The 13,470-nt window shown below is 51.1% G+C and carries 12 protein-coding genes; 5 read left to right on the top strand and 7 right to left on the bottom strand.

Annotated features, from left to right (window positions below):
• The first annotated feature begins 8 nt into the window (after nucleotides 1-8).
• The 5 genes from G598_RS19250 to G598_RS0116335 all read left to right on the top strand — a co-directional run bounded on the left by G598_RS19250 (nucleotide 9) and on the right by G598_RS0116335 (nucleotide 3,702).
• Entirely contained in the window at nucleotides 9-143 is a 135-nt protein-coding gene (locus G598_RS19250; RefSeq protein ID WP_419185364.1) for a zinc ribbon domain-containing protein, read from the top strand.
• A 281-nt stretch (nucleotides 144-424) separates the two neighbouring features.
• Entirely contained in the window at nucleotides 425-703 is a 279-nt protein-coding gene (locus G598_RS0116350) for a hypothetical protein (protein ID WP_026767827.1), read from the top strand.
• 24 nt (nucleotides 704-727) lie between these two features.
• The gene (locus tag G598_RS0116345; protein ID WP_026767826.1) at nucleotides 728-1,390 is read left to right on the top strand and encodes a hypothetical protein; all 663 of its coding nucleotides are present in this window, start codon (nucleotides 728-730) and stop codon (nucleotides 1,388-1,390) included.
• A gap of 46 nt (nucleotides 1,391-1,436) precedes the next feature.
• Nucleotides 1,437-2,093, top strand: a complete 657-nt coding sequence (locus G598_RS0116340) for a D-sedoheptulose-7-phosphate isomerase (protein ID WP_026767825.1) — start codon at nucleotides 1,437-1,439, stop codon at nucleotides 2,091-2,093.
• 100 nt (nucleotides 2,094-2,193) lie between these two features.
• Nucleotides 2,194-3,702, top strand: a complete 1,509-nt coding sequence (locus G598_RS0116335) for a phosphohexomutase domain-containing protein (RefSeq protein ID WP_026767824.1) — start codon at nucleotides 2,194-2,196, stop codon at nucleotides 3,700-3,702.
• A gap of 42 nt (nucleotides 3,703-3,744) precedes the next feature.
• On the opposite strand, the gene G598_RS0116330 is transcribed toward G598_RS0116335, so the two are convergent.
• The 7 genes from G598_RS0116330 to G598_RS18840 form a co-directional block, all read right to left on the bottom strand.
• On the bottom strand, nucleotides 3,745-4,764 hold the full coding sequence (locus tag G598_RS0116330) for a LacI family DNA-binding transcriptional regulator (RefSeq protein WP_026767823.1): 1,020 nt from the start codon (nucleotides 4,762-4,764) through the stop codon (nucleotides 3,745-3,747).
• Nucleotides 4,765-4,962: 198 nt separating this feature from the next.
• Nucleotides 4,963-5,346, bottom strand: coding sequence for an aspartate 1-decarboxylase (panD, locus tag G598_RS0116325; protein WP_026767822.1), 384 nt, complete (start codon nucleotides 5,344-5,346; stop codon nucleotides 4,963-4,965).
• 17 nt (nucleotides 5,347-5,363) lie between these two features.
• Nucleotides 5,364-6,212, bottom strand: a complete 849-nt coding sequence (panC, locus tag G598_RS0116320; protein ID WP_026767821.1) for a pantoate--beta-alanine ligase — start codon at nucleotides 6,210-6,212, stop codon at nucleotides 5,364-5,366.
• An 11-nt stretch (nucleotides 6,213-6,223) separates the two neighbouring features.
• Entirely contained in the window at nucleotides 6,224-7,171 is a 948-nt protein-coding gene (locus tag G598_RS0116315) for a bile acid:sodium symporter family protein (protein ID WP_026767820.1), read from the bottom strand.
• A 538-nt stretch (nucleotides 7,172-7,709) separates the two neighbouring features.
• Nucleotides 7,710-9,200, bottom strand: coding sequence for a class I adenylate-forming enzyme family protein (locus tag G598_RS0116310; protein ID WP_026767819.1), 1,491 nt, complete (start codon nucleotides 9,198-9,200; stop codon nucleotides 7,710-7,712).
• Nucleotides 9,201-9,303: 103 nt separating this feature from the next.
• Nucleotides 9,304-10,488 (bottom strand): iron-containing alcohol dehydrogenase, encoded by a 1,185-nt coding sequence (locus G598_RS0116305; protein ID WP_026767818.1) that lies wholly within the window; start codon nucleotides 10,486-10,488, stop codon nucleotides 9,304-9,306.
• Between the two features lie 120 nt (nucleotides 10,489-10,608).
• Nucleotides 10,609-13,254 carry an EAL domain-containing protein gene (locus tag G598_RS18840; protein WP_051180465.1) on the bottom strand — a complete coding sequence of 882 codons (2,646 nt, stop codon included), beginning with the start codon at nucleotides 13,252-13,254 and terminating at the stop codon, nucleotides 10,609-10,611.
• Between the last annotated feature and the right edge of the window lie 216 nt (nucleotides 13,255-13,470).

Below are 13,470 nucleotides of genomic sequence, written 5' to 3'. Positions count from 1 at the left end.
GCGGATATATAAATAAAGACCTGAAGCTGTCAGACAGGACATATGTCTGTCCCGTCTGTGGCAATGTGATAGACCGTGACTTCCAAGCATCTTTGAATCTCAAACGTTATGGGGAAGCGGAGCTATCTGAATCTGCAAGCTGACACCAACAAGTCAATGCAGATATGTACCGATTCGTTAGTCGGGAATTTAAGCCTCTGGAGCGTTATATCAAACGTGAGTAGTCTGTTCTTCGGGACGGCAAAAGCGGACGCGGTGAATGAGGAATGGAACATAAAAGTTAACTTTCTACGGAAGGTTTATGGCTTTTTATAAGTTTTCAGTAACGGAAAAAATAAACAACAAGTGAAATGTTCATGTTATTTTCAGTATATCCTGTTAGAATAATAAACATCAAAAAGTCAAAGACGAAAGGATGAACACTATGTCACAGCGTATGACCATGGACGAAGTATTGAAAGAGTATGGCGTGCCGCAGATTAAGCTGGATATTCATGCCACCCGCAGTGAGCTGTTAAAGCTCCGGGAAAAACTGATGGCGATTCGCGACCTGTCAAATGGCGCGGAGCAGGGCTATCTTGACCTCGATTGCAAGCTTTACATTGATGTGGATGATATTGACCGCTATTTGTCCGGTGAGCTGGACACAGTAGGGGAAATCTATGCGTTCCCGGAAGATATCAAATCCTATAAGGAAGAATAAATAGACGTCAAAAGGAGAATTGACATGAAGATGAAGAAAATCCTCGCCTCGCTGATGGTAGGGGCAATGGTTATGACAACTGTTCCCGTGATAAATGCTGATTTTGCCGCTACGGCTTATGCCGCCAAGGGCGGCGCTAAGCTGGGCGGTGGGGCCAAGAGTGCTCCCAAGGCTGCCGCGCCGAAGGCACCTGCAGCCAATAACGATACCCATAAATCGGTATCGGGCAGCGGCGATACCTATAAGCCGTCCAAAGATGCCAAGAGTTTGGATAAGAATGCACCGACGGCGGGCAGCAAGACGAATGCTGCGGCCAATAATGCCACGAATGCCCAGAGCGGCAGCCGCTGGGGCAATGCCCTGCGTACGGTAGGCCTGCTGGCTGGTGGGATGCTGCTCGGTTCCATGCTGGGCAACCTCTTTGGCAGCTCGATGCTCGGGGATATCTTTGGTGTCATTGCCAATGTGGTGATGTTCCTGGCTGTATTTATGCTGATTCGTTGGGCCTGGAATAAGTTTCGCAACCGCGGCAAGGAAAATGCATATGCGTCGCAGATGAATAGCTACAATCGTCCGAATGAGCCGATTGATATCACGCCGCGCAACAATCAGCCGATTCAGGACATTCGTGGCCCGCAGGATGGCTATGAGGCCCGCAGCACGGCAGACAAATATCGGAATAAATAATTGGGCGCTGAGCAACGATTTACCAATATATTAGGGAGTTTTTGTTTTGGTTAAAGAATCTACATTGAAATGTGTCGAAGATTTAATTTCCCGCTACCCGCAAATGGCGGAGTGCCGTGCTGATTTGCGGGCGGCAGTGGAGGCAATCTGCGAGAGTTACCGCGGCGGCCATAAACTGATTGCCTGCGGCAATGGCGGCAGCGCTTCGGACAGCGAACATATCGTAGGCGAATTGATGAAGGGGTTTCTCTTAAAGCGGGAAATCAAGGGCGAACTGGCCGAGAAAATCCGTGCAAACTGCGGCGAAGATGCGCAGTATCTCATTGACAATCTGCAGGGCGCTTTGTCGGCACTTTCGCTGGTCAATCAGGTGGCGCTCAATACTGCCTTTGCCAATGACCAGGCACCTGACCTCTCTTTTGCCCAGCAGCTTTTGGGGATGGGCGATGAAGGCGATGTACTGCTCGCCATCTCCACTTCCGGCAACAGCACCAACGTGATTTATGCTTTGGAAATGGCGAAGGTCAAGGGCGTAAAATCCATCGGCCTGCTGGGACATAGCGGCGGCAAAATCAAGGCCCGTGGTCTTGCTGACATCAATATCTGCGTGCCGGAAGACGAAACCTTCAAGATTCAGGAACTGCATCTGCCGGTGTACCATATGTTGTGCATTGCGGTGGAAAATGAGTTCTTTGGCGATTAGTTCGGTAGCCATGCGGATATATATCATATTCCTTGCAGGAAATCATCCAGTATACGACGAATTTATCTAATATATGACAACAACAGGGGAGGCATTATCTATGATTATTCCGGAAAAGAATCTCATGAAACTGGCTAACGGCAGTGATGTGCGCGGCGTGGCTATCGAAGGTGTGGCTGATGAGCCGGTGACACTGAGCTGTGAGGCCGCCAATGTCATTGCCAGCGGCTTCCTTGATTTTCTGGCCGACAAGACCGGCAAGAAGAAAAAGGAGCTGCGTATTGCGGTAGGCCATGATTCCCGCTTGTCAGCTGGCGACCTCAAAAAAGCGGTCTTAAATGCCCTGACGGCAGCGGGCGTAGTCGCTGTGGACTGCGGCATGGCCTCTACGCCGGCGATGTTTATGTCCATCGTTTTCCCGGAAACGAAAATGGACGGCTCGATTATGATTACGGCCAGTCACTTGCCCTACAACCGCAATGGGCTGAAGTTTTTCACCAAAGATGGCGGCGTAGAGCATGATGAAGTTATCGCTATCCTTAAAAATGCCTCCCGCAATCCGGTCGTGGAGGGTGATTTGGCCAAGGTTCAGAAGTATGACCTCATCGAGCGCTATGGGCATCACCTGCGCAAGAAAATCCGTCAGGCTTTGGGCGGGGAAAATGAGCCATTGAAGGGCATGCATATTGTCGTAGATGCCGGTAATGGTGCGGGCGGTTTCTTTGCTGCGCAGGTGCTGAGCCGTTTGGGTGCCAACACTTCTGGCTCGGTGTTCTTGGAGCCGGACGGGAACTTCCCCAATCATATTCCTAATCCGGAAAACAAGCAGGCTATGGCAGCCATCAAAAAAGCTGTGCTGGACAGCCATGCTGACCTCGGTTTGATTTTTGATACGGATGTTGACCGCATGAGTGCCGTACTCAAAAACGGCAAGGAAATCAGCCGCAATGCCCTGATTGCCATGATGGCAGCAATCCTGGCGCCGGATTATCCGGGCAGCACGATTATCACCGACTCCGTTACCAGTGATGAACTGACCATCTTCCTCGAAAAGGAACTGGGCCTCAAGCACTTGCGTTATATGCGTGGCTATAAGAATGTCATTGACGAATGCATCCGCCAGAACAAGGCTGGTACGGTTTCTCCGTTGGCGATTGAGACTTCCGGCCACGGTGCGCTGTCGGAAAACTACTATCTGGACGATGGTGCTTATCTGGCCGTGAAGCTTTTGATTGCTGCTGCCAAAGCCAAAGCAAAGGGCAAGAAACTTTCGGATCTTGTGGCTAAGTTAGGCGAACCCGTGGAAGGCCGTGAATTCCGGCTGAAAATCAAGGGTGAAGAAGATTTCCGTGGTTATGGCAACGATGTCCTCAAAACTTTTGAAGAAAGAGCCGTAGAAGCTGGCATAAAGATTGCCAAACCTTCTTTCGAGGGTGTGCGTCTGGTATTCCCGGACGGCTGGGCTCTCTTAAGAATGTCTCTCCATGACCCCAATATGCCGCTGAATGTAGAAAGCCGCAAAGCTGGTGGGGTACAGGTCATCGCAGATAAAGTAAAAGAGCTGCTCACAGGCTTTGATAGCTTGGATATGAGTGTATTTGATAAATAAAAAACAGCTCCACAAGTACAGTTCGTACTTGTGGAGCTGTTTTTAGTCGGCAACATTTTCTGCGATGCGGATTTCGTTGCGCATGATATAGGCGGTTTTTTCGGGCAGACTGCCATTTACCAGGTAATCAAACATCACCTGCATGGCGCGGCGGCCCTGCTGGTGGGGATGCTGATAGAGCGCGGCTTTGATAAGCCCCTTTTTCATCATTTCGATGGTACTGGGGATGGTATCAAAGGCCACGATGATGATGTCTTCGCGGCCAGCGGCCTGAATGGCGCGGGCCGTTCCATAGCCGCCGGACGATACCACGAAAATGGCGTTGATTTCCGGATTGTTGGCAATCAGCTGGCGGGCAGCCTCGTAGGCCTGCAGGTCATCATCGGCGGTCTCGGCTACGCCCATCAGGGTGAAATCCGGATGGTTAAACATGACCTCCTGAAAGCCTTCGAGCCTTTGATTGTGGCCCAGCATATTCAGTGAGCCCAGGAGCACGCCTGCTTTCAAGGTGGTGGGGCAAATCATCTTGAGGAGCGCTCCGGCAGTGCGCCCCCCCTGCAGATAGTCGCTGCCCACATAGCAATGGCGACGGCTGGCTTCTACATCGTTGTTGAGCGTCACAACGAACATTCCGTCGTCTACGCAGTCATTGATTTTGTCAATGACCCGCGGGTCATTGACCGGGTTGATGATCAGACCGCTGATTTTATCCTTTAGTTCGTCGATAACATGGCATTGCTCGGCAGCATCAAAGCCTTTCATGCTGCGCCAGATGACCTCCATGCCATAGGAGGAAAAGCGGTCGGCTGCACGATGCATGGTAGAGAGTACATCATCAAAGAAGTGTACACCTTCAGATGCAATCACCACACCAACTACTGGGTGTTTTTTGCGGGCGGCCAAAGCCTTGCCGGCAGGGTTGGGGTGGTAGTTGAGTTTTTTGGCCATTTCGATAATCAGCCGTTCTTTTTCCGGCTTGACATTCCCACGTTTGTTCAGGACTCTATCCACTGTGCCGCGGGATACTCCGCAGAGTTCCGCGATTTGCTTTATCGTAACCATAGCCTAACCTTCCTTTGTCATTTCTCTTATCCCTAAGTATAGTATATTCGGAAGAGAAGGGCAAATTCCTTCTGTGCTCGGGCAAAAAAACTTTTATAATCTAAAAGCCCCCGTGACTGCCATCGCGGGGGGCTTTCTGATTCTATTGTCCTCTGTTGCTTTTATTATAGCCTTGTACCAGGAAAAATCAATAAAGATTTAATACGTCTGTCCGTGATATTCTACGGTGCGGATTTCTTTGATTTTGTTCTTTTCGTCCACCATAACGACTTTGGGCTTATGGGCGCGGCCTTCTTCTTCGGTGAACAGGGCATAGGCCATGATGATGACGATATCGCCTGGCTGGGCGAGGCGGGCGGCGGCGCCGTTAAGGCAGATTACGCCGGAACCTCTGGGGCCGGGAATGGTATAGGTTTCGAGTCTGGCGCCGTTGTTGTTGTCGACGACCTGTACCCGTTCATTGGGCAGGATGCCGGCTTTTTCCATCAGTTCTTCATCAATGGTGATACTGCCCATATAGGCAAGATTGGCTTCGGTAACGGTAGCGCAGTGAATTTTTCCTTTGAGCATATTTAAGAGCATGGTTTGGTGTCCTTTCCTTAGGCAGTGAGAATTACATTATCAATCAGGCGGGTCTTGCCGATTTTTACGGCAATGGCCAGCAGCGTGTCCTCAGTTACTTCGGTCAGCGGTTTGAGCGAAGGGTAAGCGTAGGCTTTGACATAGTCGATGGAGGCCATAGGTTCTTTGCTGATTTCGTCTTTGACGATATTTTCCAGCGCGGCTACTTTTGTTTCGCCTTGTGCAAAGGCGGTTTGGGCTTCCTTCAGGCTGCGGGAGAGGACGAGAGCAGCTTCTTTTTCTTCAGCAGAAAGGTAGGTGTTGCGGGAGCTGCGGGCAAGGCCGGACTCTTCGCGGGCGATGGGCACCATATTGATATGCACGTTGATGTTGAGGTCCTCCACGAAACGGCGGATAACCGTCACCTGCTGGGCATCTTTTTGGCCAAAGAAAGCTTCGTCCGCGCGGGCGAGGTTGATGAGTTTGGTCACAACGGTGGCTACGCCGCGGAAATGGCCGGGGCGCTGGGCTCCGCAGAGTTTGTGGGTGATATCGCCATCCACGTTGACATAGGTGCAGTAGCCTTCCGGGTACATTTCAGCCGGTTCCGGATGGAAGACCGCATCGACATTTACGCTTTCGAGCTTTTCGCAGTCGGCGGCAAATTGGCGCGGGTAGGCATCATAGTCTTCATTGGGGCCAAACTGCGTGGGATTGACGAAGACCGAGGCGATGACGATATCGCATTTTTCCCGAGCGGCGCGCATTAAGGTAAGATGACCTTCGTGCAGGGCGCCCATGGTCGGTACAAGGCCGATGACCTTGCCCTGCGCTTTTGCGTTGGCGGCATATTTTTTTATTTCGTTAATCGTAGTTAAGAGTTTCATGTAGTTCTCCTTTATTCGACACAGGGATTAAATTCGTTTTTTTGTTCATCACGGCGCACGCAGAAGTTGGCTACGAGCGAGCCGGAGACATTGTGCCAGACGCTGAAGATGGCACCGGGCAGGGCGGCGGCGGGGTTAAAGTACATGACGGCAAGGCTCGCGGCCATGCCGGAGTTCTGCATACCCACTTCAATAGCCACTGTACGGGCTTTGCGGCTGTCCAAATGCAGCAGACGGGCGGCTATAAAGCCCAGGGCAAGGCCGAAGGCATTGTGCAGGATGACGATAGCCGCCATGGTAAGACCGACTGTTGCCAGTTTGCTTGCGGAGAGCGCTACCACACAGCCGACCAGTAGCACGATGCAGATTACCGATACCAAAGGCATGGCGGGCATGATTTTTTTCGTCGTGTCAGCCATAAAGTGGTGTACCAGAAGGCCGAGGATTACCGGAGCCAGTACCATCTGGGCAATGGAAATCATCATGGCCGTGAAGGAAATATCAATCCAGGCACCGGCAAGAAAATAGGTCAGCGCCGGTGTTACGATGGGGGCTAAGAGCGTCGTGGTCATCGTCATGGATACGGAGAGTGCCACATCCCCCTTGGCCAGATAGGCGATAACATTGGAAGCCGTACCGCCGGGGCAGGTGCCCACGAGGATGACGCCGATGGCCAGCTCGGGCGGCAAGGCAAAGACCTTGACTAAGGCCAGTGCCACCAGTGGCATGATGATGAACTGGGCGCCTACGCCGATAGCCACTTCTTTGGGGTGCTGAAGAACGCGCTGAAAATCCTCTACCTTCAGCGTCATGCCCATGCCGAACATGACAATGCCCAGCATCCAGGAAACATAAGGCCCAACCCAGGTCAGCGTTTCCGGCCGCCAGGCGCCCAAAATACCAATGGCAACCACGAGCAGGGCCAGATTGTCGACAATTTTTTTGACAATTTTTTGCACAAAAAAACCTCCTCATAAAAATGGAAATGGTTCAGGCAAAAGAAAAAGGCTGTAAAGCATACGCGTTCCCGCAAGAACGGCAAAGATGCTTTCACAGCCTTGTTGTTTACTGATTGCACGGAAAGTAACCTTAATCGAGCATATTCCCCTAAAACTGTCCCGGTTTCTGACAATCCAGGCAGTTTCCTTTATATGCTAAGATTAATCCTGTTCATAAAAGTATGACTCACAGCAATGATGTCATCTTTTGCCATGAGTCATATTTTAGCACTAATGCGGTGATTGGTAAAGGGGCGGTTTACATCTGGTTGCTAAGACGCCCGCAAGACTGGTAATATTTTTCCTTCGCCATAGACAGGCTTGTCAAAAGCTGCGGAAAAACATCACCAGTCTCGCGGGCTTAGTTTGTGTATTGCTATTGTTGTGCAAAGGCGCCCGTGGGAGCTGGTAATATTTTCCTTCGCCATAGACAGGCTTGTCAAAAGCTGCGGAAAACATCACCAGCTCCCACGGGCTTAGTATGATGAATTTGTTTTCTTTATTTCTTTTTACTCTTGCGGAATTCGTCGAGAATCATGCGTTTGGCGATTTTGCCCGTTGAGGTGCGGGGGAGTTTGTCCATGAGGTGGAACTCGCGGGGGATTTTGTAGAGGGCGAGGTTGGCCTGCAGGAATTTTTTGAGTTCGCGCACGTTGATGTCCTTACCGTCATGGGTGCTGTAGAAGCAGGCACCGGCCTGACCGCGCAGTTTGTCCTCGATGCCGATGACGGCGGCTTCGAAGATGCCGGGGAACTGGTAAACGAGTTCTTCGACTTCGCGAGGGTAGATGTTTTCACCCATGCTGATGATCATATCCTTGATGCGGTCGACGATGTAGATATAGCCTTCTTCGTCCGCACGCGCCACGTCACCGGTGTGGAACCAGCCGCCACGCATAGCGTCCTGGGTTACATCCGGGAGGTTCCAATAGCCGAGCATGATGTTTTCGCCCTTGACGATGAGTTCGCCGGCTTCGCCCTGCGGAACTTCCTTGCCTTCGCCGTCAATGAGTTTCCAGGTGATGCCCGGTACAATCTTGCCGCAGGAGCCGACAATCGGCTTCTCCGGCGGGTTCATGGTGACAACCGGGCTGGTTTCCGAGAGGCCATAGCCTTCGCAGATATCCACGCCGAATTTCTTGATGAAGTCCTGCTGAATCTGCAGGGGCAGGGTGGTGCCGCCACTGACCACGAGACGCAGGGTCTTCATATCTTCGGTGCTGGCCAGCTTCGTGAGCAGGCTGCAGATGGACGGCACGATGTAGAGGTCGGTGACTTTTTCCTCGCGAATGACGGCAATGGTTTCCTTCGGTGTGAAGGAGTCTAAGATGACCACTTCAGCGCCGCAGAAGAAGGAATAAAGTACGGAGCAGGTCCAGCCAAAGGCATGGTACATGGGCAGGACGCAGAGTACGTTGTGTTCCGGCTTACAGCCCATACCGTTATCCCGCATCTGTTCGCAGTTAGCCACGAGATTGCGGTGGGAGAGTACGGCGCCTTTGGGGTTGCCTGTGGTGCCGGAGGTGTAGATGGTAGCACAGGGCTTATGCTCGTCAAAATCTGCGCTCAGTGCCGGAGCTTCGGCAAGGCCTTTCTTGGGCTTGCCCATGGTTTTGATATCGTATTGGGTGACCTTCAAATCACAGCGCAGGGCAGCCAGTGCATCCACCAGGTTCAAGGGCTGGTAGGTTAAGAGCACGCGAATACCAGAGTCCTTGATGATGTAGGCGATTTCGCGGTTGCTGAGCTGGAAGTTGATGGGCACGGCAATGGCACCTAAAGAAGTGGCGCCCATATAGGCAAAGACGAAGTCGGCGCTGTTGCGGGAGAAGATACCCACGCGGTCGCCTTCGCGCACACCGGCATCATAGAGACGGTTACGGCAGTTTTTTACAGCCTCCTGGGCTTCTTTATAGGTAAAGCGGCGCTCATGGTCCACAATGGCCATAGCCTCAGGTTTTCCCTGCATAATCAAGTCATGAACAAACATGATATTACCTCTTTCTTTTTTCTAAACTACATTGATTAGCTCATACAAGATAAATTTTATACCAGGTCATAAAAAATGTAAAGAGATTTCGTGTAAGGGCGGTTTATTGATTGGCCAGCTGGTAAATCGCGATGGCGGTCTGTTTGTCAATGGGGTGGAAATTAGCGACGACCTTAGTGCCGCCGGCAGTGCAGGAGTCGGCCAGCGCCTCCAGCACGTCTGCGTCTTGTACGCCAATACCCAATTCGGTAAAGTTTACAGGCATGCCGATTTCTTTAAAGTAGGCGAGGGTTGCCTCAATACCGGCCTTGGCACGTTCTTCTTCGCTGCCGTCCGTAATGCCCCAGATTTTGGCGGCAAACTGGGCAAAGCGGGGAATATCGTCCCGATAGACATAATTTGCCCAGGCACCCCAGACAGCGGTCAGGCTGGCGCCGTGGGTGACGTCAAAGCGCCCGGAGAGTTCATGCCCCAGCTTATGGCAGGCAAAGTCCTTGCAGCGGCCCAGTTCCGTAAGGCCGCAATGGGAAAGGCTGCCGGCCCACATGATTTCGCTCATGGCATCGTAGTCCGTCTGGTCTTTGATGGCGCGGCGGGTCGCGTCAATCACCGTTACCATCAAGGCTTCGGCAATCCGGTCCGTCAGGGCGTTTTCTTCCTTGACGCTGGTGAAATAGCGCTCCAGCGTATGCATGAGAATATCGGACGTGCCGCAGATAAGCTGCTTTTTCGGAATGGTATAGGTAAGTTCCGGATTCATAAAGGCCAGCGCCGGACGGTTAAAGGGCGTGTTGAGGCCTGCTTTTTTACCCGTTTCCTCATTGGTGATAACGGCAGAATCACTGGTTTCACTGCCCGCAGCCGAGAGCGTCAGCACAGCACCCACCGGCAGGCTTTGCGTGAGCTTGGCCGTGCCGTTCCAAAACGACCAGACATCGATTTCGGGATTGGCGGTGCCATGTGCTACAGCCTTAGCCGAATCAATCACGCTGCCGCCACCGATAGCCAGGATAAAATCGGCCTTAAAGGCAATGGCTTCCTGAACCGCTTCCCGCACCCAGCTCAGGCGCGGATTGGGTTTTACACCGCCTTTTGCCTGCGTAAACAGGCCTGCGTTCTGCAATGACTTTTCGATTTTTCCCAGCAGGCCGTTTTTGACTACACTGCCGCCGCCATAGGTGATAAATACCCGATGGGCATTGTAAGCGATAAGTTTTTCAGCGGCCTTATCCTCAGCACCGCGGCCAAAGACGATTTCCGTGGGAACTTTGAAATTAAATGCTTGCATGTTTCTGCCTCCTTAGATTGTTTGCTATCGTATTGTATATTATCTATTTTAAAGCAAAATCCTGCTTTTGGCAAAAGAAAGCGGACGCTTATGGAAAGCGTCCGTGAATAGTGATGGCGGTTATTTGTCAAGCCCCTCAAAGAACTGCTCCATGGGAATAGGCTTAGCAAAGAGGAAGCCCTGTGCGATATGGCAGCCGGCAGCCTGCGTCAACCGGCTTTGTGCTTCGGTTTCAATGCCTTCGACCAAAACCGTCATATTGAGCCGCTTGCCCAGTTCAATGATTTGTTTGAAGATGGTCAGGGAGCGTTCGGAGGTTTCGGCAGACAGGAGCATACTGCGGTCGATTTTCATAATGTCTATCGGCAAGGTGCGCAGCATGGCAATCGAGGAATAGCCTGTACAGAAGTCGTCCATCGAGAGGGCAAAGCCGATGCTTTTCAGCCGTCTGGCTATATGCAGGGCATTTTCCCTTTCCGTCTGGGCATTAAAGTCAATGAAGGCTGTCTCGGTGAGCTCCAGTTCCACGAGTTTGCGGGGGAGCTTATAGCGGTCGGCAATGGCCTGCATATTGGAGAGATACCCTCGTTCGGACATATGCAGACCGGACTGGTTTACGGAAATGGGAACCACAGGCAGTTTTTTCTGTAACCGTTTCTGCAGAACGGCGCAGATTTTTTCCAATACATAGTAGTCAAGCTTCAGGATGAAACCGTTGCGCTCGAAGATATGGATAAAGTGATTCGGCGTGAGGAAGCCCATTTCAGGACTCTGCCAGCGAATCAAAGCTTCGGCACCGCAGATGGCACAGCGGTTCATATCGTATTTGGCCTGCAGGTAGATTTCAAATTCATCATTTTCCAACGCTTTTTCCATGTAGAGCTCAATCTGCTGATGTTTGAGCATTTCGTCATGCATAAGGGTGTTAAAAAGCCCGATGGACTGGTTATGGCTGATGATTTCATTGCGAGCCATCATGGCGTTATCCATCAGAATTTCAGCATCAATCTCGCCATGCCGCGGCACCGGACAGATGCCGATATGGTAGGTAAAACTGGTGGAGACGCCATTGATGTCGATGATGTGGACAGCTTTTTCAATACGCTCGGCAGCTTGTTTTAACGTATAGCCTTTAGGTTTGTGGCAGAGCAGATAGGCATGGGTGATTTCTGCCGACAGACCATGGAGTAAAATCCAGGGTAATTTGCCATGAAGCTCATTGATGATGTTTTTGACCGCCTCGGCAAAGATTTTGACACCATAGAGTTCCTTTAAAAAGGCAATGCGCTGTGCTGAGATGACCAGCACAAAGAGCTCGCCGGATTCCTGGGCTTCTTTGTTCGCGGCAATGACCCGCGGCAGCTGCTGGTTGAACCAGTGCAGGTTATAGATGTCCAGACCTTTTACCATATTGGCTTGCCGCCACAATTCATTATCGTGCTCCCGACGCATCCGCAGCACATAGAGCAGTGCGAAAATAATGACCAGCAGGGTGCCGCCCAACAGGCATAATGCGGTTACGGGATTGCGGTAAATGAGTGCCTGTAGGGTATCTTTTGCTCGTACGTTGTAAACTTCGCTGGTGATGATACTGGAGATATCCTGTGGCGGGATATGGGCGATTTCTTTGTTCAATATGCGAATGAGAATCGGATTGGCATGGTTGCTGACCGCAATGGATACGCTGTGGGAAAATACAACATTGCCGTTGGTGTAGAGATTGTAATAATTTCCCTGATAAATGTCACTTTGCGCTGTGATAGATTTGACAAAGGTCATATCGGCTTCGCCGTCATTGACGGCTGCCATACAGTCAGCCACATCATCATAATAACGCAGCTGCTCTGCCGGATAGGCCCGCTCGACATGCATCTGACTGTAGAAATGTGCACGGGCGCAGGCAATAACAGGCTTTTCGGGCAGGGGCTTATCCTTACGTTGAACGGATATATAGTTCAATTTAAGGTAGGGGATGGTCAAATCGGCATTATGCGCCCGCGCCCAGTTGTAGTCGGTGTAAAAATCCATGACCATATCGATTTCTCCATTGGTCAGGGCATCCATCATACTTTGATGTGTGGTTTCCGGGGCAATGGCCAGGGTAATGCCCAAATCATCTTCAATTCGTTTGATGACATGGGAAATAATGCCCTGCGGCTGTCCGTTCTGCAGATAAGTATAGGGAGGTTGATTGGGCGATACCATGATACGGATAACCGGATTAGCAGCAAGATAGTTTTTCTCTTCGGCGGTCAGCAGCAGTTTTGTACCGCTAATATGATACTTTTCCTGCAAATCACTTTGATAAAAGCTGTTGACCTCATTGATGTCGGCGACAGCATTTCGCAGGCGTTCAACAAGCTCCGGACGGTTTTCGTCAGCCAGCAGCCAGCCGATGCCTTTGCCGAGTGCCACGGATATGGTGCCTGGCGGCTGGTCAGCTGGAGCTGGTTCAGTATAGCCGGTAATAAAATCACCATCGGGAATCATGATGAGGTCAATGCTGCCGGCTTTCAGACGCAGCAGGTTTTCCTCCATGGTACCGTTGGTATAGCTGTTTTTCATGCTCATATAGGTACTGATGGTTTCGGAAAATTCATAAGCAGCACCGTGATAGAGCAGACGGCTGTCCTGCCAGATATCGCCCTCTTTATCCGTGAAGCCGATGCGCAGCGTAGGCCGCAAAAAATCCGCACAAAGCCCTGCGGCGGCAAGCTGCGTCCAAGCTAGTGCCGCGACGATGAGCAACCGTAGCCAAAAACTCATGGAACACCCTCCTCCTTGGGGAATTCTGAGCGATTATTCTTATCAAATACTATTCGTGATAGAAGGGGAGAATCCTGCAAAAAAATCGGCAGCTTTTTGGTGAACAGGCGTTGATACGGATTATCAATTATGCAATTTATTTATGGTGAGGACCTTTTTCTATTGACTTTTTAGGCCATTATCCCTAAAATAAAAATTGTTAATCCCGACAATTTT

Origin of the sequence: Selenomonas ruminantium subsp. ruminantium ATCC 12561 (assembly GCF_000424065.1) — a bacterium.
Classification (GTDB): domain Bacteria; phylum Bacillota; class Negativicutes; order Selenomonadales; family Selenomonadaceae; genus Selenomonas_A; species Selenomonas_A ruminantium.
The sequence above is the reverse complement of the archived record's forward strand: the minus strand, read 5'-3'. Positions and strand labels throughout refer to the sequence as shown.

Coding starts and splice junctions, on each gene's coding strand:
- G598_RS0116335 (WP_026767824.1), top strand. CDS start 2,194: ATGATTATTCCGGAAAAGAATCTCATGAAACTGGCTAACGGCAGTGAT.
- G598_RS0116345 (WP_026767826.1), top strand. CDS start 728: ATGAAGATGAAGAAAATCCTCGCCTCGCTGATGGTAGGGGCAATGGTT.
- G598_RS0116305 (WP_026767818.1), bottom strand. CDS start 10,488: ATGCAAGCATTTAATTTCAAAGTTCCCACGGAAATCGTCTTTGGCCGC.
- G598_RS0116330 (WP_026767823.1), bottom strand. CDS start 4,764: ATGGTTACGATAAAGCAAATCGCGGAACTCTGCGGAGTATCCCGCGGC.
- panC (WP_026767821.1), bottom strand. CDS start 6,212: ATGAAACTCTTAACTACGATTAACGAAATAAAAAAATATGCCGCCAAC.
- G598_RS18840 (WP_051180465.1), bottom strand. CDS start 13,254: ATGAGTTTTTGGCTACGGTTGCTCATCGTCGCGGCACTAGCTTGGACG.
- G598_RS0116310 (WP_026767819.1), bottom strand. CDS start 9,200: ATGTTTGTTCATGACTTGATTATGCAGGGAAAACCTGAGGCTATGGCC.
- panD (WP_026767822.1), bottom strand. CDS start 5,346: ATGCTCTTAAATATGCTCAAAGGAAAAATTCACTGCGCTACCGTTACC.
- G598_RS0116350 (WP_026767827.1), top strand. CDS start 425: ATGTCACAGCGTATGACCATGGACGAAGTATTGAAAGAGTATGGCGTG.